The 25,937-nt window shown below is 61.3% G+C and carries 27 protein-coding genes and 3 pseudogenes; 14 read left to right on the forward strand and 16 right to left on the reverse strand.

Features of this window, described 5'->3' with window-relative positions; translation table 11 throughout:
- Nucleotides 1-245 precede the first annotated feature (245 nt).
- On the reverse strand, nucleotides 246-1,142 hold the full coding sequence (locus NKJ93_RS19935; RefSeq protein WP_352453291.1) for a LysR family transcriptional regulator: 897 nt from the start codon (nucleotides 1,140-1,142) through the stop codon (nucleotides 246-248).
- A gap of 79 nt (nucleotides 1,143-1,221) precedes the next feature.
- Here NKJ93_RS19935 and NKJ93_RS19940 point away from each other — a divergent pair, with 79 nt between their 5' ends.
- The 5 genes from NKJ93_RS19940 (at nucleotide 1,222) to NKJ93_RS19960 (ending at nucleotide 6,573) form a co-directional block, all read left to right on the forward strand.
- Nucleotides 1,222-2,436, forward strand: a complete 1,215-nt coding sequence (locus tag NKJ93_RS19940) for a trans-sulfuration enzyme family protein (protein ID WP_352453292.1) — start codon at nucleotides 1,222-1,224, stop codon at nucleotides 2,434-2,436.
- 29 nt (nucleotides 2,437-2,465) lie between these two features.
- On the forward strand, nucleotides 2,466-3,500 hold the full coding sequence (locus NKJ93_RS19945) for a transporter substrate-binding domain-containing protein (protein WP_352466291.1): 1,035 nt from the start codon (nucleotides 2,466-2,468) through the stop codon (nucleotides 3,498-3,500).
- A 68-nt stretch (nucleotides 3,501-3,568) separates the two neighbouring features.
- Complete coding sequence (locus tag NKJ93_RS19950; protein ID WP_352590754.1) at nucleotides 3,569-4,684, forward strand: amino acid ABC transporter permease; 1,116 nt, start codon at nucleotides 3,569-3,571, stop codon at nucleotides 4,682-4,684.
- 3 nt (nucleotides 4,685-4,687) lie between these two features.
- Nucleotides 4,688-5,779, forward strand: coding sequence for an amino acid ABC transporter permease (locus NKJ93_RS19955; RefSeq protein WP_352515815.1), 1,092 nt, complete (start codon nucleotides 4,688-4,690; stop codon nucleotides 5,777-5,779).
- A 44-nt stretch (nucleotides 5,780-5,823) separates the two neighbouring features.
- On the forward strand, nucleotides 5,824-6,573 hold the full coding sequence (locus tag NKJ93_RS19960; protein ID WP_352466289.1) for an amino acid ABC transporter ATP-binding protein: 750 nt from the start codon (nucleotides 5,824-5,826) through the stop codon (nucleotides 6,571-6,573).
- A gap of 48 nt (nucleotides 6,574-6,621) precedes the next feature.
- On the opposite strand, the gene NKJ93_RS19965 is transcribed toward NKJ93_RS19960, so the two are convergent.
- Entirely contained in the window at nucleotides 6,622-6,960 is a 339-nt protein-coding gene (locus NKJ93_RS19965) for a hypothetical protein (protein ID WP_352453299.1), read from the reverse strand.
- A 158-nt stretch (nucleotides 6,961-7,118) separates the two neighbouring features.
- Between NKJ93_RS19965 and NKJ93_RS19970 the strand changes: the two genes are divergently transcribed.
- Both NKJ93_RS19970 and NKJ93_RS19975 read left to right on the forward strand, forming a co-directional pair.
- Entirely contained in the window at nucleotides 7,119-7,949 is an 831-nt protein-coding gene (locus tag NKJ93_RS19970; RefSeq protein ID WP_352547716.1) for a hypothetical protein, read from the forward strand.
- Nucleotides 7,916-8,548 (forward strand): hypothetical protein, encoded by a 633-nt coding sequence (locus tag NKJ93_RS19975; protein ID WP_352590757.1) that lies wholly within the window; start codon nucleotides 7,916-7,918, stop codon nucleotides 8,546-8,548. Before NKJ93_RS19970 ends, NKJ93_RS19975 begins: the two co-directional genes overlap by 34 nt.
- Before the next feature lie 151 nt (nucleotides 8,549-8,699).
- Here NKJ93_RS19975 and NKJ93_RS19980 read toward each other — a convergent pair whose 3' ends face one another.
- Complete coding sequence (locus tag NKJ93_RS19980; protein WP_352453301.1) at nucleotides 8,700-9,290, reverse strand: TetR/AcrR family transcriptional regulator; 591 nt, start codon at nucleotides 9,288-9,290, stop codon at nucleotides 8,700-8,702.
- Between the two features lie 139 nt (nucleotides 9,291-9,429).
- Between NKJ93_RS19980 and NKJ93_RS19985 the strand changes: the two genes are divergently transcribed.
- Nucleotides 9,430-10,362, forward strand: coding sequence for a methyltransferase domain-containing protein (locus tag NKJ93_RS19985; protein WP_352547712.1), 933 nt, complete (start codon nucleotides 9,430-9,432; stop codon nucleotides 10,360-10,362).
- 209 nt (nucleotides 10,363-10,571) lie between these two features.
- On the opposite strand, the gene NKJ93_RS19990 is transcribed toward NKJ93_RS19985, so the two are convergent.
- The 7 genes and pseudogenes from NKJ93_RS19990 to NKJ93_RS20020 all read right to left on the reverse strand — a co-directional run bounded on the left by NKJ93_RS19990 (nucleotide 10,572) and on the right by NKJ93_RS20020 (nucleotide 17,960).
- Nucleotides 10,572-10,865 (reverse strand): oligopeptide/dipeptide ABC transporter ATP-binding protein, encoded by a 294-nt coding sequence (locus tag NKJ93_RS19990; RefSeq protein WP_352453303.1) that lies wholly within the window; start codon nucleotides 10,863-10,865, stop codon nucleotides 10,572-10,574.
- Between the two features lie 448 nt (nucleotides 10,866-11,313).
- Nucleotides 11,314-12,300, reverse strand: a complete 987-nt coding sequence (locus NKJ93_RS19995) for an ABC transporter ATP-binding protein (protein ID WP_352453304.1) — start codon at nucleotides 12,298-12,300, stop codon at nucleotides 11,314-11,316.
- On the reverse strand, nucleotides 12,300-13,298 hold the full coding sequence (locus NKJ93_RS20000; protein WP_352453305.1) for an ABC transporter ATP-binding protein: 999 nt from the start codon (nucleotides 13,296-13,298) through the stop codon (nucleotides 12,300-12,302). The genes NKJ93_RS19995 and NKJ93_RS20000 overlap by 1 nt, the downstream gene beginning before the upstream one ends.
- Nucleotides 13,295-14,188: an ABC transporter permease gene (locus NKJ93_RS20005; protein ID WP_023680719.1), complete on the reverse strand. Its 894-nt coding sequence runs from the start codon at nucleotides 14,186-14,188 to the stop codon at nucleotides 13,295-13,297. The genes NKJ93_RS20000 and NKJ93_RS20005 overlap by 4 nt, the downstream gene beginning before the upstream one ends.
- A gap of 2 nt (nucleotides 14,189-14,190) precedes the next feature.
- Nucleotides 14,191-15,126 carry an ABC transporter permease gene (locus tag NKJ93_RS20010; protein WP_352466286.1) on the reverse strand — a complete coding sequence of 312 codons (936 nt, stop codon included), beginning with the start codon at nucleotides 15,124-15,126 and terminating at the stop codon, nucleotides 14,191-14,193.
- A gap of 9 nt (nucleotides 15,127-15,135) precedes the next feature.
- Nucleotides 15,136-16,689, reverse strand: a complete 1,554-nt coding sequence (locus NKJ93_RS20015; protein WP_352515819.1) for an ABC transporter substrate-binding protein — start codon at nucleotides 16,687-16,689, stop codon at nucleotides 15,136-15,138.
- Nucleotides 16,690-16,750: 61 nt separating this feature from the next.
- Nucleotides 16,751-17,960: pseudogene (locus NKJ93_RS20020) on the reverse strand (trans-sulfuration enzyme family protein).
- A 100-nt stretch (nucleotides 17,961-18,060) separates the two neighbouring features.
- On the opposite strand from NKJ93_RS20020, the gene NKJ93_RS20025 reads away from it, so the two are divergent.
- On the forward strand, nucleotides 18,061-18,963 hold the full coding sequence (locus NKJ93_RS20025; protein WP_352515817.1) for a LysR substrate-binding domain-containing protein: 903 nt from the start codon (nucleotides 18,061-18,063) through the stop codon (nucleotides 18,961-18,963).
- 57 nt (nucleotides 18,964-19,020) lie between these two features.
- On the opposite strand, the gene NKJ93_RS20030 is transcribed toward NKJ93_RS20025, so the two are convergent.
- From NKJ93_RS20030 to NKJ93_RS20040, 3 genes and pseudogenes are all read right to left on the reverse strand, one after another.
- On the reverse strand, nucleotides 19,021-19,815 hold the full coding sequence (locus NKJ93_RS20030; RefSeq protein WP_352515820.1) for a recombinase zinc ribbon domain-containing protein: 795 nt from the start codon (nucleotides 19,813-19,815) through the stop codon (nucleotides 19,021-19,023).
- A 27-nt stretch (nucleotides 19,816-19,842) separates the two neighbouring features.
- A pseudogene (locus NKJ93_RS20035) lies at nucleotides 19,843-20,694 on the reverse strand (recombinase family protein); the annotation flags it as partial.
- A gap of 24 nt (nucleotides 20,695-20,718) precedes the next feature.
- The gene (locus tag NKJ93_RS20040; protein ID WP_156948310.1) at nucleotides 20,719-20,874 is read right to left on the reverse strand and encodes a hypothetical protein; all 156 of its coding nucleotides are present in this window, start codon (nucleotides 20,872-20,874) and stop codon (nucleotides 20,719-20,721) included.
- A 117-nt stretch (nucleotides 20,875-20,991) separates the two neighbouring features.
- On the opposite strand from NKJ93_RS20040, the gene NKJ93_RS20045 reads away from it, so the two are divergent.
- Nucleotides 20,992-21,567, forward strand: coding sequence for a putative toxin-antitoxin system toxin component, PIN family (locus NKJ93_RS20045; RefSeq protein WP_156948314.1), 576 nt, complete (start codon nucleotides 20,992-20,994; stop codon nucleotides 21,565-21,567).
- Nucleotides 21,564-21,815 (forward strand): hypothetical protein, encoded by a 252-nt coding sequence (locus NKJ93_RS20050; RefSeq protein WP_023722511.1) that lies wholly within the window; start codon nucleotides 21,564-21,566, stop codon nucleotides 21,813-21,815. The genes NKJ93_RS20045 and NKJ93_RS20050 overlap by 4 nt, the downstream gene beginning before the upstream one ends.
- Before the next feature lie 82 nt (nucleotides 21,816-21,897).
- Here the strand turns inward: NKJ93_RS20050 and NKJ93_RS33645 are convergent, their stop codons facing one another.
- Nucleotides 21,898-22,326 (reverse strand): Y4oE-related protein, encoded by a 429-nt coding sequence (locus NKJ93_RS33645; protein WP_023722512.1) that lies wholly within the window; start codon nucleotides 22,324-22,326, stop codon nucleotides 21,898-21,900.
- 111 nt (nucleotides 22,327-22,437) lie between these two features.
- Nucleotides 22,438-22,944 carry a hypothetical protein gene (locus NKJ93_RS20055; protein WP_023722513.1) on the reverse strand — a complete coding sequence of 169 codons (507 nt, stop codon included), beginning with the start codon at nucleotides 22,942-22,944 and terminating at the stop codon, nucleotides 22,438-22,440.
- Between the two features lie 21 nt (nucleotides 22,945-22,965).
- On the opposite strand from NKJ93_RS20055, the pseudogene NKJ93_RS20060 reads away from it, so the two are divergent.
- Nucleotides 22,966-23,201 (forward strand): annotated as a pseudogene (locus tag NKJ93_RS20060) (helix-turn-helix domain-containing protein).
- A 340-nt stretch (nucleotides 23,202-23,541) separates the two neighbouring features.
- Here the strand turns inward: NKJ93_RS20060 and NKJ93_RS20065 are convergent.
- A complete protein-coding gene (locus NKJ93_RS20065; protein WP_352547711.1) occupies nucleotides 23,542-24,258 on the reverse strand; it encodes a pentapeptide repeat-containing protein in 717 nt (238 codons plus the stop codon).
- A gap of 985 nt (nucleotides 24,259-25,243) precedes the next feature.
- On the opposite strand from NKJ93_RS20065, the gene NKJ93_RS20070 reads away from it, so the two are divergent.
- Nucleotides 25,244-25,495, forward strand: coding sequence for a DUF982 domain-containing protein (locus NKJ93_RS20070; RefSeq protein WP_023722956.1), 252 nt, complete (start codon nucleotides 25,244-25,246; stop codon nucleotides 25,493-25,495).
- 96 nt (nucleotides 25,496-25,591) lie between these two features.
- Nucleotides 25,592-25,936, forward strand: coding sequence for an IS66 family insertion sequence element accessory protein TnpB (tnpB, locus tag NKJ93_RS20075; protein WP_023722957.1), 345 nt, complete (start codon nucleotides 25,592-25,594; stop codon nucleotides 25,934-25,936).
- The last annotated feature ends 1 nt before the right edge of the window (nucleotide 25,937 follow it).

The following is a 25,937-nucleotide window of genomic DNA, read 5'->3' on the forward strand; positions in this document are numbered from 1 at the left end:
CATCTCAGGAATGCATGGTGGGAAGACTCCCGAGGGCGACCTTGCGCATGTTCGAAGGTGGCCATCTATTTCTCTGGCAGGATAGCTCCGCGTTCGCCGAGATCGTCCGGTTTCTTGCAAACGAGGAAGCCGGCTAAAGGGCGAACACGAATTTGCGCCGTGCGAGGCTGCGTGAGGCCATGGACGTCCGCGCCTTACTGAGGCAAGACCGGTCGCGTCTATGTTTAGGCGGCGAGCCACATTGCCTATGCCTCGCTCGATAGCATATTGCGGGCGGCATAGAGTTCGCCAATGAAGTCGGTGATCAAGGTCGAATTGATGCCGTCCGGCGGGCGCAGGAGTAGCGCGCGGAAATTGACGGCCGGCTCGAATGGCCTGGCCAAAATACCGCCGATCATGCCGTCCGCAATGACGGAGGGATTGACCAAGCCGATTCCCATGCCCTTCGCTGCAAGGATAGCGATGGTCAGGCCGTAGGGCGTTTCGATCAGGATGCGCGGCCGTACCCCATGCGCGGCCAGGATCTTGTCCATCGCGAGCCGAGCCGTATCTTCCGGCGACAATGCCAGGAAGGCCTCGTCGGCGAGATCGGCCGGCGTGATTATCTGCTTCCGCGCCAGCCGGTGGTTCTTCGGCATTACACAGACGGCGCGCGGCGTGGTGAAGATGCTGTGCAGCACGCCGCTGGTATCGACCTCGTCGGCCGCGAGCCCGATATCGAAACTGCCAGAGGCGACCAGGTCGCGCACGATATTGGAGGTGCGGACCTGATAGCTGATTCGCACCTGCGGATGCCGGTGCGAGAACGCTACGATGGCGCGCGGCACCAGCCCATGCCCGAGTGCCGACAGGGAGGCGACGCGGATGGTACCGGTGCCGACCTCCTTGATCTGGGCCGCCCGCAGCTTGAGCCGGTCGAGCCCGACCAGGTTGGCTTTCACCTCGGCATGGAACAACTCCCCTTCGCGTGTCGGCACCAGCCTGCCACGAATGCGGTCGAAAAGCCTGAAGCCGAGTTCGGCCTCTAGCTTGGCTAGCGAACGGCTGATGGCCGGCTGCGAGGTATCCAGCAGCGCGGCCGCCGCGCCGGCGCCGCGCGTGATCATGATCGCGTTGAAGACATCGATGTCGCGCAGGTTCATAGTCAGCCCATATCAAAAGCGAATTAACTTTATCGCTGCGGTCATAGATGGCAATGGATGAGCCCGCTAAGTTTCGCCCATGAACCGACGCGACGACACTTCACATGTCCATCCTCCCAAGCGCTCCGAGGAACCGTTTCAGGCGGTGGCGATGCCGGTCGAGCGAGCCTCGACCGTGGTCTTTGACGATCTGGAATCGTTCGAGCGTCGCGTCGAGCGTCTGTACGACGGGTTCAGCTACGGACTTTACGGCACACCGACCAGCCGGCAGCTCGAGGATCATATCGCCGTGCTGGAAGGCGGATTGCGGGCCCTCGTCGTCCCGTCGGGCATGGCGGCCATGACGCTGGCGACCATGGCTGTCTGCCGTGGCGGCGAAAGGGTTCTGATCCCGGAGACGCTCTATGGCCCGGCGCGCGACATGGCAGAGCGTTTTCTTGGCCCCCTCGGGATCGAGGCGGTTTCCTACAATGCAAGGCTGGACGCAAGCATCGCGGCCATGATCGACGGCAGAACGCGGCTGGTTTGGGTAGAATCGCCTGGCTCGGCCACCTTCGAAGTCCAGGATGTGCCCGCCATCACAGCCGCGGCCCACAAGGCCGGCGTGCTCGTCGCGGCCGACAACACCTGGGCCTCGCATCTGCTGTTCAAGCCGCTCGCTCATGGCGTCGACATCTCCATGCAGGCGCTTTCCAAGCACGCCGGCGGCCATGGCGATCTCCTGATGGGTTCAGTCTCAGTGCGCGACGAGGCGCTGTTCCGACGCCTGAAGGACACGGCGCGCTTCCTCGGCTACGGGGTCTCGCCGGAGGATTGCGCGCTGTGCGAGCGTGGCCTGATGACCATGCCGGTGCGCGTGCGTCATGCCGACGCCACCGCGCGCAAGATCCTCGCCTGGCTATCGGAACGCCCGGAAGTCGCGCAGATCTTGCATCCCGCGGAGCCTGGCCATCCCGGCCACGCGGTCTGGAAGCGTGACTTCGCCGGATCGGCGGGCGTGTTCTCCTTCGTGCTGCGGCCGGAACTGGCGCCACTGCAATCCGATGTCCTGCGCAGCCTGCGGCTGTTCAGGCTCGGCGCAAGCTGGGGCGGCGTGCATTCGCTGATTGCCGTCAGCGATCCGCGCAAAGGGCGCGCCAGCCTCGATTGGCTGAAGCCCGGCCCGGTCTGGCGCCTGTCGATCGGCCTTGAGGCGCTCGAAGATCTTCTGGCCGACCTTTCCCAGGCCTTCGAACTCTTTGATGAAGCCCGGCGCAACGGAACCGCAGCAGCCGACGCCAAGGCCGCCGAATGATTAGAACCTCAACGAGAAGGGGAATGACTATGAAACATCAAGTTCTGAAATGGCTCACGGGTCTGGCGATAGGATTGGCCAGCCTGACTTCGGGCGCCGTGGACGCCAGCGCGCAGGCGGTTATCAACAAGATCAAGGAACGCGGCTATGTCAGCTGCGGCGCCAGCCAGGGCGTGCCTGGTCTCTCCCGGCCCGACGAGAAGGGGTATTATCGCGGCTTCGATTCCGATATCTGCCGCACTTTCGCGGTCGCCATCCTCGGCGACAAGGAGAAGATCCGTTACGTGCCGCTTAACGCAGGCCAACGTTTTCCTGCGCTGCAGACCGGAGAGATCGACGTTCTGTCGCGCACATCCACCATCACCTACAGTCGCGATACGGTTGTCCGCTTCGTCTGGATCAATCTCTACGACACGGACGGCATGCTCGTGCGCAAGGCCGACAATATTACCGAGCCCAAACTGCTGGACGGAAAGACCGTCTGCCTGCAAGGCGGTGGTAGCCTGACCGAGAAAGCGATCGAGGAAACCGAGGAAGAGTTCGGGATCGCGATGGAGAAAGTCTATTACGACTCGACCATTCAGGCGCGCGACGCCTTCTTTGGCGGCCGCTGCGATTCCTACGTCACCGACGGCACCGCGGCAGCAGGACAGCGTGCCGCGGTGGCCAAGAACCCGGACGACTACGACATCATCAAGGTCGGCAAAGCCGCCGAACCCAATGGCGTCGCGGTCGCCCGCGGCGACGATCAACTCTTCGACGTCGTGCGTTGGACATTGAATGCCCTGTTCTGGGCCGAGGCCAACGGCATCACCTCGCAAAACGTCGATGAAAAGCTTGCCTCGGGCAGTCCGGAAGTCAAAGGCGTGCTGGGTGAGGAGCCCGGTTTCGGCAAGCCGCTCGGATTGGACGACAAGTGGGCCTACAACGTCATCAAACAAATGGGCAACTACGCCGAGATCTGGGATCGCAATCTCGGCAAGGACAGCCCGCTGAAGGTCGAGCGCGGCCTGAACGCGTTGTGGAAGGACGGCGGCCTCAACTATCCTTTCCCTTGGGATTGAGCTGCACATGAAGGGGACGCGCCCGCCGTTCCCTTTCCCTGCCAACGCCGCGAACCGTCGAGGTCGAAATGCTGAGCGATGCCAAGACCAGATCGATCATCATCCAGTGTGCCCTGGTGGCCGTGGCTGCCGCCTTCGCTGCCCTGCTCGTCAGCACGACTTTCGCCAATCTCAGGGCACGCGGCATCCCGATCGGCTTCGATTTCCTGACGATGCCGTCAAGGATCGTCATCTCCGAAGCAATCCTCACTTACAAGTCGCGGGACCCCTATTACTGGGCGATCGCGACCGGGCTCGCCAATACGGTCTTCATCTCCGCGGTCGTCATCGTCTTTTCATCCGCGCTCGGCCTCGTCGTCGGCATCACCCGGCTGAGCAGCAATCCCCTGGCGGCGGGCACCTGCCGCGTATGGGTGGAGGTTGCACGCAATTCACCGCCGATCGTGCTTCTGATCTTTCTCTACTCGCTGTGGTGGAAGGTGCTGCCGCCGGTCGGCGAAGCGCTCAATCCCCTGCCCGGTGTTTACGCCTCCATGCGCGGCTTTGTGGTGCCGGCCGTCAGCATGGACGTCGCCACCCAGGGATTGCTCGTCATTGCTCTCGCCCTGGCACTGGCGGCCGCCGGCGGGGGGGCGGCGCGACGAGGATGGTTGCCGCCGCTGGCCGCGCCGGCGATCCTCACGGTGGGCGTTGCCGGACTATGGCTTGCCGACGCGAAGTTCTCCGTCGACTGGCCGACCTTCACCGGGTCGAATTTCAAGGGTGGCCGGGAACTGACGCCCGAACTCAGTACCATCCTCATCGGGCTGACCATCTACACCACCGGCTTCGTCGCCGAGATCGTGCGCGGCGGCGTGCTTTCGGTCGGCCGCGGTCAGTGGGACGCAGGTCATTCGCTCGGCCTGCCGCGCGGCAAAATATTGCGCCTGATCATCATCCCGCAGATGCTGCGGGTGATCGTCCCGCCGCTCAACAGCCAATACATCAACGTCGTCAAGAATTCGACGCTGGCGATCGCGGTCGGCTATCCGGACTTCCTTGCGGTGATGAACACCATCATCAGCAAGTCCAGCCATTCGATCGAGGGCGTCTTCATCATCCTCGGCGTCTATCTCGCCCTCAACCTGAGCCTGTCAAGCGCGGCCAATTGGTACAACCGTCGCATCGCCATCGTGGAGCGCTGAACTATGAAGGCCGTGTCTCTTTCCCTTCCGGCCGAGCCAATGCCAGGACAGATCCGCTTCGGCGCCTTGCGGCGGTCAGCCAAGCTCCTGTTCGGCACGCCGCTCAATGCCGCCCTGACGCTGTTGTTCGGCGTTCTGCTCGTCGCCACGGTACCGCCGATGCTGCGCTGGCTAATAATCGACGCCGTGCTGTTCGACCCCAATCCAGGCGCCTGCCGGGTTGCCACCGGAGCCTGCTGGAGCTTCATCTACGCCAAGTCCGGGCAGTTGCTGTTCGGCATCTATCCGCTCGACGAACGCTGGCGCCCGGCGATCGTCTGCCTGCTCATCCTGGCGCTGCTTGCCTGGTCGGTGCGGCCCGCCAGTTGGGCCCTGCGGCTGCTGGCGCTCTGGGTGGCAGCGTTCGTGCTGATCTTCTGGCTGATGGGCGGCGGCATCGGCCTGACCGAGGTTCCGACCTCGTCCTGGGGCGGCCTGCCGGTGACGCTCATCCTCACCGTCGTTGCCATCGGCGTCGCCTTCCCGGTCGGCATTCTCTTGGCGCTGGCCAGGCGCTCGACCATGCCAGCGATACGCATCGGCGCCGTGGTCCTGATAGAATCGGTGCGCGGACTACCGCTGCTGTCCATCCTGTTCGTGGCGTCGATCATGATGCCGCTGTTCCTGCCCGAGGCCCTGTTGCCCGACAAATTCGTGCGCGCGCTGGTCGCGCTCACCATCTTCGCCGCGGCTTATCTCGCCGAGGTGATCCGCGGCGGCCTGCAGGCCATACCGAATGGCCAGTACGAGGCTGCGGCAGCGCTCGGCCTGCCCTTCTGGCGCACGCAATATCTCGTCATCCTGCCGCAGGCGATCCGGGTGGCGATCCCGGCGCTGGCCAACACCATCATCGTCATGATCAAGAACACCAGCCTTGTCCTGGTGGTCGGCCTGTTCGACCTGATCAGCTCCGGTAAAGCGGCGCTGGCTGACCCGGACTGGCCGTCGCCGGCGGCCGAGACATTCCTGTTCATCGGCGCGATCTTCTTCGCGCTCTCCTTCTCGTTCGCCCGCTTCGCCGACTTCCTGGAGCGGCGCGGCCCGACCGCTCACTAGGAAATGCCTTGATGTTATCGTCCGCCCCAACGCGCGCTCCGTCCATGACCGATCCCAGCGCTCCGCCCGCTATCCAAATGACCGGCATGAATAAGTGGTACGGAAACTTCCATGTGCTGAAGAATATCAACCTGACCGTCCATCGCGGCGAGAAGCTGGTGATCTGCGGTCCGTCCGGCTCGGGCAAGTCGACGATGATCCGCTGCATCAACCGGCTGGAGGAGCATCAGCAGGGGCAGATCGTCGTCGAAGGCGTCGAACTCAGCAACGATTTGAAGCAGATCGACGTAATCCGCAGTGACATCGGCATGGTGTTCCAGCACTTCAACCTGTTCCCGCATTTGACCATTCTGGAAAACCTGACACTGGCGCCGATCTGGGTGCGCAGGATGCGGCGCGGGCAAGCCGAGCAGACCGCCATGCACTATCTGGAGCGGGTGAAGATCCCGGACCAGGCGCATAAATATCCCGGCCAGTTGTCCGGCGGCCAGCAGCAGCGCGTCGCCATCGCCCGTGCGCTCTGTATGAGCCCGAAGATCATGCTCTTTGACGAACCGACCTCCGCCCTCGATCCTGAAATGGTCAAGGAAGTGCTCGACACCATGGTCGCGCTGGCCGACGATGGCATGACGATGCTGTGCGTCACGCACGAGATGGGATTTGCCCGCCAGGTCGCCGACCGCGTCGTCTTCATGGACCAGGGCGAGATCGTCGAGATGAACACGCCCTCCGAATTCTTCTCGCATCCGCGTCACCAGCGCAGCAAACTGTTTCTTGCCCAGATCCTGAACTAGCGAACCTCTCCCGCCAGCCCATGCGCCGGCCGGATGGGCAGACGCAAATCAGAAATCCATCCGGGGCCTGGTCAGCGCGCAGCGACCTGCCAGACCGCGACGCCGGCCCAGGATCAGGCCGGCGACGCCTTCGATGCTGCGCGAGATAATGTCGAACAAGCGCGGCCGACTCTCGAAGGAATACACCAGGCGTTCGCGAAACAGGATCGACAGCGCCGCGAGTTCCGGCCATTGGTAGATGTTCGGCCCACAACTTCTGCACGTCGACGATCCGGGCGCCTGGCGGTGGGCGCTCCGGTCCTGTTTCGACGATAATGCGCCGCCGGCCGGCGCAGGCACAGCTGCCACGTATTGCAGCAGACGGCAGAGGACGAGAACGTCGTCCACAACGCAACTCTCGACTCGAAGTCGTAGCTGCATCATATGGCCTGTTCACCAAGCGGGCTTTGGGGGCTAGCACGAAGTCGGGCACCCACTTTGGCACCTCCACTTGCGCGAGCAGTAGTCCGCTTTCCTTCGCAAATGCCATGTGGCAAGACGGATGGATGGCGGCGGACAGCGAACATAAAAGCATCTCTGCGAGAGCGTTGGGCATCGCATTATCAGCTGCTGCCCTCGTGCCGCATTTCACAACCCCAGCCTTTGCCCATGCTTCCGAGCGCGGCTATGTCATGCTCCTGCCGACCGGATATTATGTCGTGGGCGGGGCGGTGGCCGTAGCCGCGAGTTTTCTGGTTCTGGCTGTCCTCCCGCCCAGGCTGCTCGAACGCATTTCGGCATCCCGCCTGCCAATTGGTCAATTCGGCGACGCCGCGCGCATTTGGATCAGCACGCTCGCCTTCGCGGTTCTCGCCATACTCGTGGCGGCGGGAATTCTCGGCAGCCGAGATCCGCTGTCGAATCCACTTCCGCTAACGGTGTGGACGCTGGTCTGGGTCGGACTGACATTGCTTCAGGGCGTATTCGGCAATGTTTGGTCGTGGACAAACCCGTGGTACGGGCCGTGGCGCATTTTCTCCAGCGTCTTCCCGGCATTCCGCGATCGCACAATGCCACAAGGACTGGCTTACTGGCCGGCGTTGATTTTGTTTGCAAGCTTCGCCTGGTTCGAGCTGATCTATCCGGCGCCCGAAGATCCGGCGCGGCTTGCGTTCGCTCTCATGGCCTACTGGCTCTCGACCTTCGTCTGCATGATCATCTTCGGCTACGAAGGCTGGAGCCGGCGCGGCGAGTTTCTGTCCGCGTTCTTCCGCATGGTGTCACGCTTCGCCATCGTCGAAACGACGCCGGACCACCCAAGCGGGGGGCGTGGCCTGGAGCGAAATTGTGGAGCGCGCAAGCCTTGCCGGCGAGCGGTATGCTCTTTCTGTTGCTGACGTTGAGCTCGGTGTCCTTCGACGGTCTGTCGAAGACCTTCTCTTGGCTGGGCGCGAATGGTGTCAATCCGCTCGAATTTCCGGGGCGCTCGGCATTAGTCGGAATCAACAGCGCCGGTCTTGTGCTGATGTTTATCGCACTTGTCGCCGTGTTCTTCGCCGCAGTGTTTGTCGGTGAGCGGTTGGCCGGGAGCATCTCTTTCGGAAAAGCGGTCGGGCTCCTTGTCTGGTCGATCGTCCCGATCGCGCTCGCCTATCATTTTTCCCACTATCTGACGGCCCTCCTGGTGAACGGCCAGAATGCGCTCGTCGCTATTTCGGATCCGTTTGATCGGGGATGGAACCTATTCGGCACGGCGCACATGAATGTCGGGGCGGGAGTGATCATGGGCTCCGATGCAGCGTGGATCATCTGGAACTTTCAGGCGGCGGCGATCATCGGCGGCCATATACTTGCCGTTCTGGTCGCGCATGGGCTGGCGTTCCGTTTGCATCCGGCGCGCAGCCGCGCGGCGCTCAGCCAATTTCCGCTGACCGTTTTTATGGTCGGATATACGGTTTTCGGGCTGTGGCTGCTGTCCACGCCGACGGCCGTCTGACGGCCGCAAGCCACGTATCGGAGGCGTTGGTCGACAGACCTCACGGCGGTGTATCGCGACCTCAAGGACATGCGTCGAACAAAGCCGGTGGTTGGTGAATTGGCAACGCCGGCACTGCAACTGACTGCTTCACAGTTCTTCGGCCTGATATCTAAGCCGACGGGACGCCCTCGGTGGCCAGACGCCGGAAGATCTGGTCGACTTGTTGCGGCGGCAATTTGGCGCCGCCGTCGAGCCACCAGATCAGCACCGACAGAAAGGCACCCACGACGAACTGGACGATCAGTTCGTTCGGCACGACATCGGGGAGCTTCCTGTCCTTCTTTGCGGCAAGCTCCGCGCGCACGAGATCGCATAGAATCTCGCGGATGCTGCCGAGCACAATAGTCCCACCGCGGCCCCCGGCCAGAGCTCGGTAGAGATCTATATGTTCACGCGCGTGCTCGAACATACCGAGCACGAACCCCAAGCTGCGATCTTTCAGCTCGCCTGGCGCTGCAAGCGCATGCCGCTGGCGTTCGACCAGCATGGCGCGCAGATGATCGTCCAGGCCGCTGCGCTTGAGGTCGTCCTTGCTGGTGAAGTGCGCGTAAAAGGTCGATCGGCCGATGTTTGCCTCATTGCAGATGTCCTCGACGGTAATTGCTTCATATCCCTTTCTCAGGATCAAAGTGATCAGCGCATGGTGAAGAGTCGACCGGGTCCGGGCGACACGGCGGTCTATCGTCTTTTCCGTTACCATGAGCTTTTCCGGTCAGATGGCAGAGGACCGTGCGGTACCGGACATTCTGCCGCGAATGGTCGTTGACGCGTTCCCGGATATCATGTCAGTTTCCGAACATGATGTCCATCAACCGGCGAGAGTGGCCAAGGAGTCTCTGATGAGAAAACATGGGCATAACAACAGCGGAGCCGGCGCGCCCGGCCGCATCATACATTGGGCAGCACGCTACGATCTGATGACTTGGCTGTTCACCTTAGGCCGCGAACGCGCCTTTCGCGAAAAGATCCTCCGGTTGACGCAGCTCGAACCTGGAGAGTCCGTCCTCGATATAGGGTGCGGGACGGGAACGCTCGCTATACTTGCCAAGCAGCAGGTCGGGCCGACGGGCACCGTGCACGGGATCGATGCGTCACCGGAAATGATCACCAGGGCGGGTGCGAAGGCTCGAAGAGTCGGTCTGAAGGTCACCTTTGAAAAGGCCGCCGCCCAGGCATTACCGTTCCGGGATGCCGAATTCGATGTCGTAACGACGACGCTGATGCTCCATCATCTTTCTGCCGATGGACGTAATCAGATGGCTCATGAGATACACAGAGTCCTGAAGCCATCCGGTCGCGTACTCGCCGTCGACTTCGTGCAAGCGCCACAGGATGGAGGCTTCATCGATCGCTTCCACCATCACGGCGTCAGCACAGTCGACGACATCATAACGGAATTCCGGGACTCGGGTCTCAACATCGTCGCTAGCGGCGCGGTTGGCACGAAGAACCTGCAGTTCGTGCTAGCCACGGCGGCCGCCGACGTTGCCCGTATTCGCGATAGGTTTGTCGCTCTCGGCACGGAAGAACCCTCAGGCCCGGCACGGCCTGCAGCCATGAGCCACCTGCACACCATAGGCCTGGTGCTAGGCATCGTCGCGCTGATCGCCATGCACGCAGGCGCGCCCTGGTGGCTATCGTGGCGCGGTCTAAGCGACGCCTCAAATCCGATCTCTTACACAGTGATTGCACTCGTGGCCCTTTTCGTAATCTTCAAGATCGGATTGCTCGGTGGCCTGCATCGGTGGAGCAGAGGCCGCCGCCAGCGTTGAGGCCGCTTGCTATTACGACATCGCGTCTCGCTACGGCTTGTTGGACACGCAGGAGTTCACCTTTCACACCCGGACGCGAATCGCGCGTCCGCTCCGGTCTCCCCGCCTTGCGAGGGTGGTGGTAGGCCAATCTAATCCCGTCGCAGCGAGATCAGACGCTGGCAGACGGCGCTTAACGTTATTCTCGGAAGACCAACTGCCATTCGTTGTCAGATCACCGGGCGGTGATCACTCTCAGCCAGATGGCAGGCGGCGACGCCGCCATGAGGAACGGGACGCAGTTGGGGCTCGTCCAGCCGGCAGATATCCATCGCCACCGGACAGCGCGTGTTGAACCGGCAGCCCGGCGGTGGATTGCTCGGGCTCGGCGGGTCGCCTGCGAGGATGATGCGGCGGCGGTCGGCCTCAATGCGCTTTCCCAGCGATAGAGGGTCGAACGCGGCACTCCGACGGCCCGCGCTGCCTGCCCGGCATCCAGTCCGTCCCGCATCGCGCGCCGCCATCGCGCCACCGCGTCGCGTCTTCTCTCTGCTTCGATAGTTGGGGTCTTCGCGCCGAGAAGCCGCGACGCCCGGCCGGCGTTGCGTATAATATACCGGGCAGGCCAAAAACCTGCATGGGGTTCTCCTATGATTCGAGCTTCGCAACCCGAGTTACGGAGAACCCCTCCTCAACTGCAAGAATCTCATATCTGTCTGAGCGCGGTCACCAGTTTGACCTGCCAACCATGTCTCACGAGCAATGGCAGGCACTTAAGCCAACGCTACAAGAAGCGGAATAATAACCGGCAAGAGGTTCCTCTCGGCCCGCCTGAGTAACCAGGGCTGCCGACAGAGCGCTTTCCCACTCACTGCCGGCCCGGTACCGGAAGGAAGGAGCGCAAATCTCTGCTTCGCCACCAGAATGCGCAACGCATCAGGTCCCGCACGCTCAGCTAGATCTGACGTTTAATCATGCGGCCGAGACCCGCTTCGCGAATAGGTCGCCGGCGAACCTGCACGCCGCCTTGTGCATTGAGCTTACTTCTTGCGACACAGGCTCAGCCTCCGCACAAGCTTCCACTGAAAGGGGACACCGCGTCCTGAAGAAACAGCCGGAGGGCGGATTCGTCGGACTTGGGATTTCGCCCGTGATCAACGGAGGGTTGCGCCGACGTTCGGTGGCAGGATCAGCCTCGGGGACAGACGCGAGAAGGAGTTGGGTGTAGGGATGGCTCGGATTCCGGTAGACCTCTTCCGAGCTACCGCTTTCCACCACCTTGCCGAGATACATCACGTAGACCCGGCTCGCCGCCTGCCGGACAAGCGCGAGGTCATGCGCGATGAAGAGGCAGGACACGCCGAGCTTCTCTCTGAGGTCGAGGAATAGGTTCATGACCTGCGCCCGTATAGACAAGTCTAGCGCGCTGACCGGTTCGTCGCAGATTAAAACCCGCGGCTCTACGGCCAGCGAGCGCGCGATCGCGATGCGTTGCCTCTGGCCGCCTGAGAGTTCACGGGTGAATCTGTCCCGGACCGTCGTCGCCAGACCGACTTGGTTGAGGAGCTCAGCGATCCTCCCCTCGCGTTCCGTTTGCGAACGCAAACCTGCAATTATGAGGGCTTCGTTTATGGCTTCGCCCACAGTTTGGCGATCATTCAGCGATGCATAGGGGTCCTGGAACACGTACTGAACTGCCCGACGCGCTTCCCGCAGACGGCGTCCACTCAAGGAGCCGAGGTCGATGCCATCAAAAACGACACGTCCGGATTGGGGTTTTTCCAAGCCGACGATCGAACGGCCGAGCGTGGACTTGCCGCAGCCAGACTCCCCCACCAAGCCGACGATCTCGCCTTGATTGAGGTGGATTGAGACGTCGTTTACCGCTTTGATCGTTTGGCCACGTTTGGCGCTTGGAAAGCTGGTGACCAGATGCTCGACTTCGAGTACCGCGCTCATTATGCGCACTCCTTCGCCCGAATATTCAGAACGGGACAGGCGGCTGACACACCCGGAACTGCCGTCGGCAAGAACGGCGGTCGCCGCTCGCCGCAGGCATCCACAGCGTATCCGCAGCGGGGCATGAAAGCGCACCCTGTGATCGGCGCGCCAAGGATGGGCGGAACGCCCGGCAATCCACGGAAACGCGATCCGATTGCGTCCTGTTTCCTCGGAATTGCGTCGATGAGGCCCATCGTATAGGGATGCTGCGGCTGGGAGAGTACACGCTCGGTCGGTCCGGTTTCGACGTGGCGCCCCGCGTACATCACCATTACGCGGTCGGCCGAGCCCGCCACGACACCCATGTCATGCGTGATCAAGATCATGGCCATGTCCATTCTGGACTGGATTTCCTTCAGCAGTCGGAGGATTTGCGCCTGGACCGTCACGTCGAGCGCGGTGGTCGGCTCGTCGGCTACGAGAAGTGTCGGCTCGGCGGCAATGGCGATTGCGATCATGACACGCTGTCGGAGACCGCCCGAAAGCTCATGGGGATACTGCTTGAGGCGTATTTCGGGGTCGGACATCCCGACCATCTTGATAAGTTCAAGCGCCCGGGTTTCCGCAGCTCTTGCGGTCATGCCGAGGTGAAGCTCGGCTACTTCGGCTATCTGCCGTCCGACCCGGCGGGCGGGATTGAGCGCGCTCATCGGGTCCTGGAAAATGAAGCCAATGGATTTTCCGCGCAGGCTGCGAAGCGTTTCATTGTCCGATCCGACGAGCTGGCGGCTGTCGAACAAAATGGTGCCCGATATATCCGCCTGGACGCCCACGGGCATCAGGCCGAGAGGCGCAAAGCAGGTGACCGTTTTGCCGCTACCGCTTTCTCCCACAATCGCGAGGGTCTCTCGGCGGCTCAGTTCATAGGCTACTCCGTCGACTGGGCGGACCACGGTATGCGCCGTCAGCAGGTCTATGGTCAGATCTTTGACGCGGAGTATCGGTTCAGAACTCATGGCCGTGCCTCCTTGGCCCAGAATGCGGTTACCCGGCGGCGGGCCGCGAGCATCCGGGAGGTCAGCGGCTTCGGAACTCTGTTGAGGGCGACCGCTTCACCGAGGATGTTGAATCCGATGACAGCTAAAGTCAGGGTCAGTCCCGGCAGGATGACCTGGCGCGGATCGGACTCGAGATATGGAAGCGCGTCGACCAACATCTGTCCCCATTCAGGCGTCGGCGGCTGGATGCCCAGCCCGAGGAAGCTCAACGTTGCGATTGCGAGCGCGACTGCTCCGGCGTCGGCCGTGGCATATACGAGCACCGCCCCGATCGTCGTGGGAAGAAGATGGACAAAGTAAATGCGAACGGGACTTGCGCCCAATACTCTTAGGGCCTCCATGTGGGGCTTGTTCATGGTGTTGACAGCCACGGCCCGGCTAATGCGGGCGCTACCCGGCCACCAGGCGAGCGCGAGCGCGAGGATCATGTTCCAGTAGCTGACTCCGGCAATGCCGATCACCGCAAGTGAGACGATGAGGCTGGGGATTGCCTGGCCGACGTCAACGATGCGCATCAGCAGTTCGTCCGTCCAGCCCCGCCGGTATCCGGCAATCGTGCCGATGGCGATGCCGATGGCGTGCGCGCACACAAGGACGAGACAGACTCCGACCAGCGACGTCCGAGCCGCCACAATCAACCTGCTCAATGTATCGCGCCCGAGATGGTCGACTCCGAAGGGATGGGCGAGCGTCGGGCCCTGGCCAGCGATCAGCAGGTCTTGCGCATTGGGATCATGTGGCGCGATGTAGGGTGCGAGCAGTCCCAACAGAACGAACGCGCCGATAGTAAATACCGCCGAGCGCGGGAAGGCGCCAATGGCCTTCAGGAGTGGTCTGACTGGCTGCATGTTCAGCTCCTTTGAAGTCTAAGGCGCGGATCGGTCAGCGTAATGCAGATGTCGACCACGACGTTCAGGATGATGAAGAACGTGATGAAGACCAGAAGGCAGGCCTGCACGACCATGAAGTCGCGGAATCTCACCCCGGTCAGGAAGAGGTCGCCGATGCCCTGCCAAGCGAACAGAGGTTCGACAACGACCGCGCCCACGACCATCGTCCCGATCTGCGTTCCCAAGGCGTTCAAGTACGTCGGCGCGATGTTCGGGATCGCGTCGCGAACCAGAATACTCGTCCTTGACAGTCCTTTGCTCATGGCCGTTAGGACATAGGGTTTGGCCATCGCCTCCTCGAAGCCAACTCGGACGACGCGGCTCAGAACTGCTGCGGGAAGAAATCCCAGAGTGAGCCATGGAAGCACCCAACTGACGGGTCCGGCAAACCCGAAGGTCGGAAAGACGTGCCACGTGACCGAAAAGGCGTAGACCAGCAGTGCTCCGACGAAGAAGGACGGAGTCGAAGCGCCCAGAAGAGCGCTCCCTCGGGTGACCACGTCTGGCGCCCTATGTGCCCAGAGCGCGCCTACGAAGCCGACGAACAGGCTCAGCAAGAAAGCCACGACCGCTCCGCCCGCAACGAGGGTGGCGGTCGCGGCAAGGCGGCTCTTGAGGGACGCGCCGACCGCCTCGCCCGTCTTGTAGGAAATGCCGAAGTCGCCGTGGATCGCTCCGTTCAGCCAGAAGCCGTAGCGTTCGAGAAGCGGCTTGTTGAGCCCCAATTCCTCCTCGACCTTGGCGATATCGGCTTTGGTGGCCGTCGGCGTCCGCAGCTCGGCGATGAGTATCGCCACGTTGCCCGGAGCGGATACCACGAGCGCGAAGCATAGAACGGACGCCAGAAACAGCAACAAGACTGCGTTGCGGGCCCTTTTAGCGATGAAGGCGAACACGGCCGTATCCTACTCCGCCAGTGTGATATTCTCGTAGGGCATGTCGTACTCGGTCGCGGGGCTCTGGAAGCCCTTCACCCGAGCGGCATGCGCCCATATGCCCGGAACGAAGAGCAGCGGCGCGATGGCGTCGTTGTCGTGCAGCCAGTCATAGACCTTCTGCAGAGCTGCTTCCATCTCGCCTTCGGGCGCTGACATCGCGGCGAGCACCAACGGATCGAGGTGCTCGGGGTCGATGAAGAGCTTGCCGTCCACGCCGTTGTCATAGGTGGATAGGAACAGGCCCACCACAGTCCCGAAAGGTTCGTATGGCGCGCCGAACGTCTGGAAGAAAGCGAGATCGAACTTGCGCTCCGGAATGTCGCTGTGCCGCGACGCATGATCCACCGAGCGGATCGTGAGCGTGACGCCAATCTCCTGGAGCTCGGACTGGATCACTTCCGCGACGGATCGGGACCCCGGTACTTGCTCCTCGCTAACGACCAGTTCAATGGCAAGGTCCTTGCCGTCCTTCTGCCTGACAGGCCCCCCGACCCAGCCTGCCTCCTCGAGCAGCGACTTTGCGGTCTCGGTATCCCGCCTAGGCACATCGAAGCGCTTCCCCGAATACGGAACGGTTTCGGAGAACAGGTTGCCAGTGGAGGTCGCCAGACCGCGGTAAAGCACTTGCGAGATCGCAGCCCGGTCGATGCCGAGGTTGATCGCCTTGCGGACTTTCGGGTCCCTCAGCGCTTCGACGCGGGAAGTGTTGAAGGCCATAATCATTGTGGTGGTGCCGGGATCGATGACGACATCGATGCCCGCTCCCTTCAGCGTCTCTGCTTCCGTTGCGGTCAAAGGCGACACAAACGCTCCGCCGATCAGATCCACGTCGCCCGCGCGCAACGCTGCCATGCGGCCGCGCGAGTCCGGAAGGACTTTTACCTCAAGATATTTGAAAGAGGGCTTGTCACCCCAGTAGGCGTCGAAGCGCTCGAAGGCACTGCCCTCATTCCCGGCAGTCGCTTGATGCCACGGTCCCGTGCCGACGGGTGCCTTATAGCTACCGTCCCCAGAGACCGACTTGGGGCTGAGGAGCCTGACTGGCCGGACGTAAGCGAACTCCTGGAGCAGGCCGAGGACCGGTTCCTTGAACCGGACGTTGACGTGATCATCGTCGACGATGTCCGTTCCGGCGTAAAGCCGGGACGAATTCATCCAGTTGTTCGCTTCGAGTCCGATCCACCTCTTCAGGTTCCATTCCACCGCCGCGGCGTCGAACGGAGTGCCGTCGTGGAAAGTCACGCCCTTGCGCAAGGTGAGCTTAAGCAGCCTGCCCCCGTCTTCGACCGACCATTCGGTCGCCAGCCCTGGCTCGATCTTACCGTCATGGCCGTATTTAACCAGCGGCTCGAAAACGACGTCCTGAACGCCCCACAGGCCGGTGTATTTGTGAGGATTGATATCCCCGGCGGGCTTGGCGATCGCGATGCGAAGCGTGTCCTTAACCTCTGATGCCGCAACGATTGACGGCAGGATGGAGGATATCGCCGAAACTCCCAGCAGTTTTGAGACGCCCGCCAGGAAGGAGCGCCTGTCTAAATTCGTTGTTGTTGTTCATTGTCATTCCCCTTTTTGTGTTCACTCACAGCATTGATTGCCGGATGTTTTCTTTGCCGAACCGCTCGTCGTCGATCCGTGCTTGGATTTGGGCCAACATTTTCTCGAGATCGGCCATGAGATCGTCGTGCGATTCCAACCCCACGCTGAACCGCAGAAGGAGGTCCTGCCCACTCCAAGTCGTCGCGGAGCGGTTGCTCTTCACGGGCATGGGGGCAACGAGGCTGCGTGTCCCACCCCACGAGGCGCCGATGGCGAACGTCTCTAGCGTATTGAGCGCCTCCGGCACGTGCGGCAGTGCTTCGGGAACCAATTCCACGCTGAACACTCCGCTCGCGCCGAGGAAGTCGCGCTTCCAGAATTCGTGCCCGGGAGAAGACGGCAGGGCGGGGTAGAGCACACGCTCGACGGCTGGGTGGCCGCGGAACCAGTTGATCATCGCCGTCGCGCCGTCGTGCGCGTGTTTCATTCGCACGCCAAGAGTCTCCATGCCCCGCAACACCAAAGAGGCGTCGTCGGGGGAAACACCGATCCCGGCGCGCCCCATAGTCGCCTTGAGCGCGTTGAAAAGCTGCTCGGAAGCCACCGTGATCGATCCCATCAGCACGTCGGAATGGCCCGAGATATATTTGGTGAGCGCTTCGGTCACGATGTCGGCCCCATGTACGAGGGGCTTGAAGTTAAGAGGGGTCGCCCAGGTGTTGTCGAATCCGACGAGCGCGCCGTGCCGATGCGCGATCTCGGCAATCCGCGGCAGATCCTGGACTTCCATGGTCGCCGGGGGACTCGCACCACACCAGTTTCGTGTTCCCGTCGATCCGACGTTCGAGCCCCTCGGGCGAAGTGGGATCGTAGTACTCCGCTCGGACGCCAAACTTTGCCAGATCGGTGTTCACAAAATCACGGACCGGGGGATAGGCCGTGTCCGCCACCAGTACCTTGTTTCCGGCATTGAGGACGGCGAGCATTGCGATTGCGTTTGCGGCCTGGCCCGATGGCGCGAGAAGCGTCCGGTGACCCTGCTCGAGCTGAGTGATCTTTTGCTCCAGTGTACGCGTCGTCGGGGTGCCGTAGAGGCCGTAGGAATAGCCGTCAGGCCCTCGCTGGCCGCGAGTGGCGTAGGCTGCGGCATCCGCGAATACGATCGTCGAAGCCCGATGGACGGCTGCACCCAGAGCCTCGAAGCCGTCTGTTTTGACTTTGGGGGTCACAACGCATTGAGTGAGATCGTTCATGCTTGCTCCTCATGTGTTGGAGACAGTTACAGCATGACAAAACCTATTCCGTCCAATATCAAGATCGGGATGTGCTATTCTCTCAGGTTATAGGTGCGCCATGAATCTTCGCCAGATCGAGGTCTTCCACGCCGTGATGACGATTGGAACCGCCTCACGCGCCGCGGAGATACTACGCATCTCACAACCTGCGGTGAGCAAGGCCGTCCAAGAACTGGAGCGCGACATCGGTTTCGCGCTCTTCCACCGCATCAAAGGACGGATGTCGCCGACGGCAGAAGGCAACCTGTTTTTCAGGGAAGTGGAGACCTCATTCTCCGGCCTCATCCATTTGAAAGGGGCCGCGGCGCGGATTCGCGACTTCGGTTCGGGGGAAATCCGGATCGCAAGTCTCTCCGCATTAAGTACGAATGTAATGCCAAAGGCATTAAAGGCATTTCAACACCGTCACCCTGACGTTGCGATCACCTTTCAGGCAAGGCTATCCTCGGAAGTCAAAGAACTCGTCGCCTCCGGCCAGTTCGACGTCGGCCTGGCGGCGGACGAGATCGATCTTGCGGGCGTCGAAGCCCACCCATTCCGGAACTACCGGGTCGCGATCGCCATGCCCAGGGGCCATCCGCTAGAGGGGAGGGAAGTGATCCGTCCCGCCGATCTCCATGGGCAGGCCTTCATCGCGTTGGCTCCGGAGGACACTACGAGACGGGAAGCAGAGGCCATCTTCGCTGATCACGGCATCAAGCCCAAAGTGGTTCTAGAAACCCCCTATTCCACCACCATCTGCTCGATGGTCAATGCGGGGCTTGGATGCGGAATGGTCAATCCTTTAACTGCCCTTCCCTATCTCAACGGAAACCTCAGCCTCCGTCCATTTCTCCCGGGAATCTCCTTCCGAACTCTTCTGTTGTTGCCACCCAACCGACGTCCATCGAGAGTAGTTAGCGACTTTATCGAGCAGCTGATGCGTATCGCATTGGAAATTGATGGGGCTGTCCAAACTTGACTTCACTTTCGTGAACGTCGGCTTCTGGGCCCCATGCCGTCACCCGCCAGGCCGCAATTAGGATAGCGCGCCTCGCTCAGCCGCAGCAGCGAAATTGTAACTGGGAGTTCGATGAGTGTGGGGAAGGCGGTAGCGCTCTCCCGCTACCATCACTGCAGCGCTAGGCGCTGTTCCTGGTTTACGATTTGGCAGGTTGAGAAGCTCCGCCAGCGCACCGCGAACTTTCAGCTCAACCTGTCCCCTACCCTCCGTCGGAATGATCTCGATCCCCGTGACCAGTGAGCGGATGATCCTCGCCGCCTGGTGCCGCTCACACTCGTCGGATTGCAACGCGTCCTGGAGCTCGGATACTTGCCGACGGTAAACCGTTACCGCAGCCGGATGAAACTCCGCAATGCTTTCCGCGGCCGCCATCGCCTGTAGCTCTCGGGCTAGATTCTCCTTTTCGCGCTCGAGGTCCAGTAGCTTCGATTTCATGCTGGTCGTCGCGACACCGTCAGCGATGGCATCGACGACGTTAGCGATCTGCCTGTCGATGCCGGCATGCCGCCTTTCGACTTCCCTTTGCCGCTCGCGGTTCATGGCGTTCAGTCGCTTATGCTCAGCATGATATTCAGCAAGGAAGCCCGCAATGGCATCTGGCGCCAGCAAGCGCCGCTGGATGCCTTCCAGCACACGCTTCTCAAGCTCGCCAACACGGATCGTTCTGTTATTGGTACAAGTGCCTTTCTCACGGTGCGCGGCACAAGCAAGCTGGTTCCTGTTCTTCACCGTATAGGAAGCGCCACAGCAGCCGCACCGCACGAGCCCCGAGAACATGTGCTTCGGCCGTCGGCGGTGATGGAGTTTCATGCCTCCATAAAGCTTCTTGCGGGCTTGCACTGCATCCCATAGCTCATCGTCGATGATACGCAGATGCGGCACTTCAACGACCTGCCAGGTTTCCGGCAGATTCGGCCGCGAGATGCGCTTCCCAGTCTCGGGATCCTTGCGCATTTGAAGACGATTGAAGACGAGCAGCCCGATTTAGGCTTCGTTGTAGAGAAAGCCGCTTCTCCGCTTGAGATTGCCATTGATGGTCGAGGCGCCCCACGCACCCCCAAAGGGTGATGGGATACCTTCCCTGTTGAGGCCTGCAGCTATCGTACGCGCCGATTGACCAGCCGCGAATTCCCGAAAAATCCGACGCACGACCTCGGCTTGATCCTCATCGATCTCGCGCAGACGGCGGATCGGTTCGCCGCGTTCATCGAGTTTTTTGACCACGCGATAGCCGTAAGAGAGGCCGCCGGCGTTGTAGCCGTTCAATATGCGGCCGCTTTGGCCCCGCCTGATCTTGGCGGCTAGGTCGCGCAGGAACAACGCGTTCATCGTTCCTTTCAGGCCCACGTGCAGTTCGTCCACGGCGCCCTCAGAGAGAGTGACGATCCTGACACCGGCAAAGCGCAGTCGCTTAAAGAGGCCGGCTACGTCCTCCTGGTCGCGTGACAAGCGATCGAGTGCCTCGGCTAGAACGATCTCAAATTGCCCGCTTTGAGCATCGGCGAGAAGCCGCTGGATGTCTGGTCGACGGATGACGCTTGAGCCGGATATCGCGGCATCGACATAGGTTTCAACGACAGTCCACCTCTCCCTGGCCGCGAGCTCTCGGCAAAGCCGCAGCTGATCCTCGATAGAGGCTTCGCGCTGGTTGTCGGATGAGTAACGAGCATACAGCGCGACACGGGTCATGAACCGCTCCTCTTCCTCTCTTTGTTAATGGCCGCCGCCGTCCCCACCCTCCCCTTCTGACGGTGTTTTTTCAAGAGGATGAACTTTGTTGTCGTTGGCCCCCTGCAATTCCTCGAAATGCTCCCGAGCAACCCGCCGACCCAACAAACGGGCGATCGACAGGACGGCTCGTTCAGCCATGTCTCGTGCCGACATCTCAGCCCTGTAGTCATGGCTTGCGCTGTCGCTCCCAGGTTTGGCCTCGTCCACCATGGCATGCCCGCTCTTCTGTGTAGATCAAGGGCATTGAGCGGCGTGATGATCAGCAAGACAAGTTCAGTTGCGGCGCGGTCGTACGGTGGCGTGCAAATACTTGCGCGCTGCGATTTGGGAATTCCGAAACCAAGCCAAACTGCCAAAGCTCGAGCCTCTTGCAATATCGCACGCAATATCCAATATGCTTGCGTGAGACTGCTTCTCGATACGGCGACCATGGTGGCGGCGATCCGAAGCGATGCCGGCGCTTCGCGCCAACTGTTGGTGGCAGCTTTGGAGCGCCGGCTGACGCTGATCGCTTCGGTGCCGTTGATGATCGAGTACCAGGCGGTCATGACAAGGCCTGAGCACCTTGAGGCTTCCTGCCTGTCGGCTGGGGATGTGAACGCGTTGCTCGATGCGGTGGCGGCCGTCGCCGAGCCGGTTCGCCTTGTCTTCCTTTGGCGACCCGCCGTTCGCGACCCGGACGACGACATGGTGCTGGAAGCTGCGGTAAACGGACTGGCGGATGCTATAGTGACGTTCAACCTACGCGACTTCGGCAAAGTGGCCGAGCGCTTCGGTATCTTGGTCCTGTCGCCGGGCGAGGCGCTGAGACGATTGGAGAGAAAGACATGAGGAGAAGCAATTTCGCACTGCGGCTTCAGCTCTCGCTTCTGGATGAGGCGCGCAAGGTGGCGGAGAGCGAAGGCGTGCCGCTCAACCAGTTCATTAACGTGGCAGTCGCTGAGAAGCTTTCGGCGCTGCGCACGGAAAGTTACTTTCAGGAACGCGCTGCCCGTGCCGACCTTCCCAAGGCGCTGCATATCCTGAAACGGGCCGGCAAAGGGAAGGCGCCGATCAAGGGCGACGAATTGCCGGAGTAATGTACCCCGAGGGGTAGAGCGGTACGGCTCGTACCGGAGTTTTGCCTGCGTCCAAAGCGGCCGCCGGGCCGAAGACTGCCGGTCAAGGCTGGCGCAGCACGCGCCACAGCGATGCGGCTCTGGCCTTGACGGGCTGACTTCGGTCCGGCGTTCTCTCGACAAGCGGGCAGTTCTCTTGCCGGACATAATCTCCCCATCTATCGGGAAGAGTCTGGACGAGCCTTGCCGGACGCTGCTTCCGCCACGGCATTGGGCGAACCCGCTTGAAGAGGGCGAATACCCGAAACCAGAATCGATACTCCTGTGTCCGCCCGTCGCAATACGCCGACACGGCGCACCAGGCGATTGCGGTTGCGGCTGGCTTTCCCCACAGGGCTGTCGCTGCCTCTGCAGCTTCAGGCACGGTCCATTTCTGCACGGCGGCATCGCGGTTGAAGGCATCCAGCAGATCGGGATCGCTCACCGCCGGATGGTGAGATGCCGCAAGAGTGCTCTGCGCTGGCAATTCCATGGCGGTTGAAGGGTGACGTGAGGCAGACGCTTCGCCGCAAGTTGAGGGGTTCTCGGCTGACGCCGGAAGTTGGGTTGGATGGGCTTCATAGCTCGCCTCCTTCTTCGTCTTTCAGGCGCGGAAACAGCAGCCAGCCCGCCGCTTGCCGAGCTTGCGACGCTGCTCGCCGCGAATGAACTGTTCCGGCATCGTCTGCTCGGCGATGAGCACCAGATCGCTGAGCGCCGAGCGGATTTGCGGCCAGGGGAACACGGAGCATTCCTCCCAGGCTTCGCCCTCGCGCAACACGGCATCGAGCTTGCCCGCCACACCGGCGAGAGTCGTAGCGGGGGTCGTTGAGAACGCTTCCAGCAGATCCTGTGCCCGGTCGCCAGCCTCGCACTCGGCCTTGAGCGCGGCGGTGTAACCAGCCTCCTCGGCAGCTGCATCCCAGCGAGCCTGATGTGCCGCAAAATCAGCTTCGGCCTTCTCGCGGAGAGCTGCCATATCCGGCCCCTCGCCGAGCACTTCATTGAGCGCCTCGATCGAGTGGACCGCCACGTCCTCACCCTCGGGCACGCAGACGGTCGCACAAGGAAAGCCGACGCCGATATTGAAAAAGCGGCTATGGATCAACAAGAATCGTATCACGGTTACGAAATGAATGCAGTTCAGTGCAAAATGGCACGTGTCGCGTTGGGCTGGGGAACTCGAGAGTTAGCCCTAAACGCAAACGTATTTCCCGATACCATCGCGCGGTTGGAAAGAGGCGAACAGCTAAAGAATTCAACCCTCGCCGAAATTCGTGCAGTCTTCGAAGCGTCCGGGATCGAATTCATTCCAGAGAAGGTGGCGGCGCTGGTGTTCGCTTGTCACAGCGTTCCGCTGGCGCATGACAATCGGCTTTTTTGAGCCGCCGCACATGTGCGGCTAGCGGCCCAAATGGGCGCTTCAGCGCCAACAGGCGAACCAACACGTACGTCCGCAATGGGCCTGATCCCGGACCTTCGCACCGAGCTCTCACATGTCCGCTCGCGTGCTGGGTACCCTAGCGGCGGACGGTCTGCTCGGCCCCATTTCTGCCGCCTCGGACCGCGTGGGTAGTGGGAGAAATACGGCCCGATTCCATTCATCCGCTCCCGGCTGTCGCAAAAGTTGTATAGCGCAAACGATGACATAGGGGTTCTCAGTTTCATCCTGTCGGGCGCAGCATTGCCGCAGTTCGCTTGCCGACAACTATTCCTGCTGGAATTGACAGGGCCAATCTTCAGGCCTCGTCAAGCCAGAAGGCAACTCGGTCCGGGCGTCTCCGCAAGCCATGTTGAGCTGCCACTGGGACAGACCCACCGAATTGGAAAGGTCGACGCCCTCGATACGGGTCAGAAAGAAAAAGGCGCGGTCAAAGTCTATCGGCGCGGTGAACGTCGCTCCCCGGAAGTCCGCCCGTGCGAGATTGGCAAACGAGAAGCGGCTGCCGCTGATATCGGCGTCATGGAACTGGGCACGCCCCAATTCTGCCTTTGTGAAATCAACATTGGTCAGATTGGCGCCCTGGAAATTCGAGCGCTGTATTTCTGCGCTCGCAAACACAGCGCCCTGCGCGTCCATACGGCTGAAGTCGGTCCTGTAGGCCTCGATTCTGTCGAACCGGGCGCCTTTGGCGGTCGAGTCGGCCAGGGAAGCACGCACAAGCGTTGCCTTCTCAAGATTTGCCGCAAGGAGATTGCTGTTCCTGAGGTCGGTCGAAGTGAAATCAACACCGAACAGGTTCGCCCCGCTCAGGTCCTGTCCTTCTAGGATGAGAAGCTTCTTGTCACACTCGTGCCAATTGACGCCAGGCGTCGCGGCTGCGTCGCAATTTTGAGCGGCAGTGGCGTTCTGCCAAGCAAACACAGTGCAAACCGCTAGAACCAAGCCGGACGCGCCGTGAGCTCTGGTTCGTCTCAAAGTCATTGTTGCTGGACCTCTGCCACTCGCCGACACTCAACCTTACCACATCTGCTGACACTCGAGCCACGGTGACCACCGCCGTCACAGTTGGCGCATTTCTCATATTCAAGCTTTGATGTTAATCAACCGATCAACCCGCGCGTAGGGCGCGATTTGCGAGCGCCTCCCCATATCATCGGCGGTCCAGCAGAGATTCATTTGTCACAGGCCAGGCGCTTCATTCCGCAGGTATGCTTGACTAAGCCGAGGAGAGCGGTCGTTCAGGATGGCGCGGTCGCGTGCCAAGATTGGCCTCCGCTCTGGACGTTTGTCTCGCTAATGAGGAGCCTGCTCGGGTGCTGATCGCCACCGCCGGCGTCCGCTGCCGACAAGCGTGAATCCGCTTGGTTCCGCACCGGTCGGTACTTCCCGACGGCGAGGTTGACCCGGCACGGGGTGCTCGTCGCGTATCCTGATTCCGCTGTCGCATGAACCCCACGACTTCGCTTAGCGAGGCCGAAGTTGATCTCTGCCATCTACCAGGTCCAACCATCGACCCCGCATATTTGTGTCGTAAGCTGACGTGCCGCGAATACCCGTTTTCGGTAGGCGGGCTTTATGGCGGGCGCCCAACCTATTCTTGTATTTTTATTGATCTAAACAATGACTTATGGCGGTGAGGGAGGATTCGAACTCCGCGCTTGGAAGAGCGTCCTTCTCGTCCTCACCGTGCAGGCCGGTTACTCTGGGCGGCAGAGTGCCCTTCCGCGCTTCGTTTCCGATATCAGCGCCGGCAACTGACCAAGGCATAGCGGGCTCGTAACGATAAGGACGGTTCTCGCCATTTGAGGACCGCAACGGGTTGGCGAGTCTAGTCTGAGCGATCAAGCCCGCGCTCTGGACGAGGTCCCATCCTCACAGAATGTTCGCCCACCGGGCCAAACGTGACGCAACGGAACGGATGGTTCACCCGTAAGGTCTTGGGGAGATTGCGAAAGGAGACCAGCATATGACCTGCGAACGAGACGTCGGCACGTTCGAAGAGCCCGTGACCGTTTTGCTGTCCTCGGGCAAAGTCAGTGTTTCGAGCACCCGCGAAGCCGCCGAAATGCTGCTTTACCGCTGGCCCATTGGAGAAACCGGGCGCCGCATCCAGGCTCGCATGGCGTGCATGAAGGTGCTCGGCGGCGGCAGCGCACCGGAGGTAGCGCGCGTGGCATTTCTCAACGCCGCCAAGGAAGCGAAAATCCTGACTGCTTGACATCTCGTCAACGCGTGCCCCACCACTGTCCATCGTGCATCACTCTTGCAGCGGCCATTACATTTGTGCAAACATCGTGCGTCGATCTCGCAAGGCATGATCGCTTCCGGTGTGGTGGTTTACGTGTCGTGCCAGCCGGTCGACTTCCGCAAGGGCGCGGCAGCTTTGATGGCGCTGGTCAGGGATGGTGGCCTGGACCCGTTCTCGGGGGCGCTTCACGTATTCCGTTCGAAGCGTGCGGACCGGGTTCGCATCGTGTGGTGGGACGGCAGCGGGGTTTGTCTTTATTCGAAGACTCTGGAAGATCACAGCTTCTGCTGGTCTGCGATATCGGCCGCGCGCATGCGTCTCGACCACGCCCAGCTGATGGCGCTTCTGGCCGGGTTAGACTGGAAAAAGATCCGTCCGGCCAGGATCAGGCGGCCGTTATCGACGGGCTGAA

It is taken from the genome of Mesorhizobium sp. M0028 (assembly GCF_040323855.1).
In the GTDB taxonomy this organism is placed as follows: domain Bacteria; phylum Pseudomonadota; class Alphaproteobacteria; order Rhizobiales; family Rhizobiaceae; genus Mesorhizobium.

Coding starts and splice junctions, on each gene's coding strand:
- NKJ93_RS20025 (WP_352515817.1), top strand. CDS start 18,061: ATGAATCTTCGCCAGATCGAGGTCTTCCACGCCGTGATGACGATTGGA.
- NKJ93_RS20040 (WP_156948310.1), bottom strand. CDS start 20,874: ATGGCTGAACGAGCCGTCCTGTCGATCGCCCGTTTGTTGGGTCGGCGG.
- NKJ93_RS19945 (WP_352466291.1), top strand. CDS start 2,466: ATGAAACATCAAGTTCTGAAATGGCTCACGGGTCTGGCGATAGGATTG.
- NKJ93_RS19995 (WP_352453304.1), bottom strand. CDS start 12,300: ATGAGCGCGGTACTCGAAGTCGAGCATCTGGTCACCAGCTTTCCAAGC.
- NKJ93_RS19985 (WP_352547712.1), top strand. CDS start 9,430: ATGAGAAAACATGGGCATAACAACAGCGGAGCCGGCGCGCCCGGCCGC.
- NKJ93_RS19990 (WP_352453303.1), bottom strand. CDS start 10,865: ATGGCGGCGCGCGATGCGGGACGGACTGGATGCCGGGCAGGCAGCGCG.
- NKJ93_RS20005 (WP_023680719.1), bottom strand. CDS start 14,188: ATGCAGCCAGTCAGACCACTCCTGAAGGCCATTGGCGCCTTCCCGCGC.
- NKJ93_RS20065 (WP_352547711.1), bottom strand. CDS start 24,258: ATGACTTTGAGACGAACCAGAGCTCACGGCGCGTCCGGCTTGGTTCTA.
- NKJ93_RS20070 (WP_023722956.1), top strand. CDS start 25,244: ATGACCTGCGAACGAGACGTCGGCACGTTCGAAGAGCCCGTGACCGTT.
- NKJ93_RS20050 (WP_023722511.1), top strand. CDS start 21,564: ATGAGGAGAAGCAATTTCGCACTGCGGCTTCAGCTCTCGCTTCTGGAT.
- tnpB (WP_023722957.1), top strand. CDS start 25,592: ATGATCGCTTCCGGTGTGGTGGTTTACGTGTCGTGCCAGCCGGTCGAC.
- NKJ93_RS33645 (WP_023722512.1), bottom strand. CDS start 22,326: ATGGAATTGCCAGCGCAGAGCACTCTTGCGGCATCTCACCATCCGGCG.
- NKJ93_RS19950 (WP_352590754.1), top strand. CDS start 3,569: ATGCTGAGCGATGCCAAGACCAGATCGATCATCATCCAGTGTGCCCTG.
- NKJ93_RS19960 (WP_352466289.1), top strand. CDS start 5,824: ATGACCGATCCCAGCGCTCCGCCCGCTATCCAAATGACCGGCATGAAT.
- NKJ93_RS20000 (WP_352453305.1), bottom strand. CDS start 13,298: ATGAGTTCTGAACCGATACTCCGCGTCAAAGATCTGACCATAGACCTG.
- NKJ93_RS19955 (WP_352515815.1), top strand. CDS start 4,688: ATGAAGGCCGTGTCTCTTTCCCTTCCGGCCGAGCCAATGCCAGGACAG.
- NKJ93_RS20045 (WP_156948314.1), top strand. CDS start 20,992: ATGATCAGCAAGACAAGTTCAGTTGCGGCGCGGTCGTACGGTGGCGTG.
- NKJ93_RS19935 (WP_352453291.1), bottom strand. CDS start 1,142: ATGAACCTGCGCGACATCGATGTCTTCAACGCGATCATGATCACGCGC.
- NKJ93_RS19940 (WP_352453292.1), top strand. CDS start 1,222: ATGAACCGACGCGACGACACTTCACATGTCCATCCTCCCAAGCGCTCC.
- NKJ93_RS19970 (WP_352547716.1), top strand. CDS start 7,119: ATGGCGGCGGACAGCGAACATAAAAGCATCTCTGCGAGAGCGTTGGGC.
- NKJ93_RS19980 (WP_352453301.1), bottom strand. CDS start 9,290: ATGGTAACGGAAAAGACGATAGACCGCCGTGTCGCCCGGACCCGGTCG.
- NKJ93_RS20030 (WP_352515820.1), bottom strand. CDS start 19,815: ATGAAACTCCATCACCGCCGACGGCCGAAGCACATGTTCTCGGGGCTC.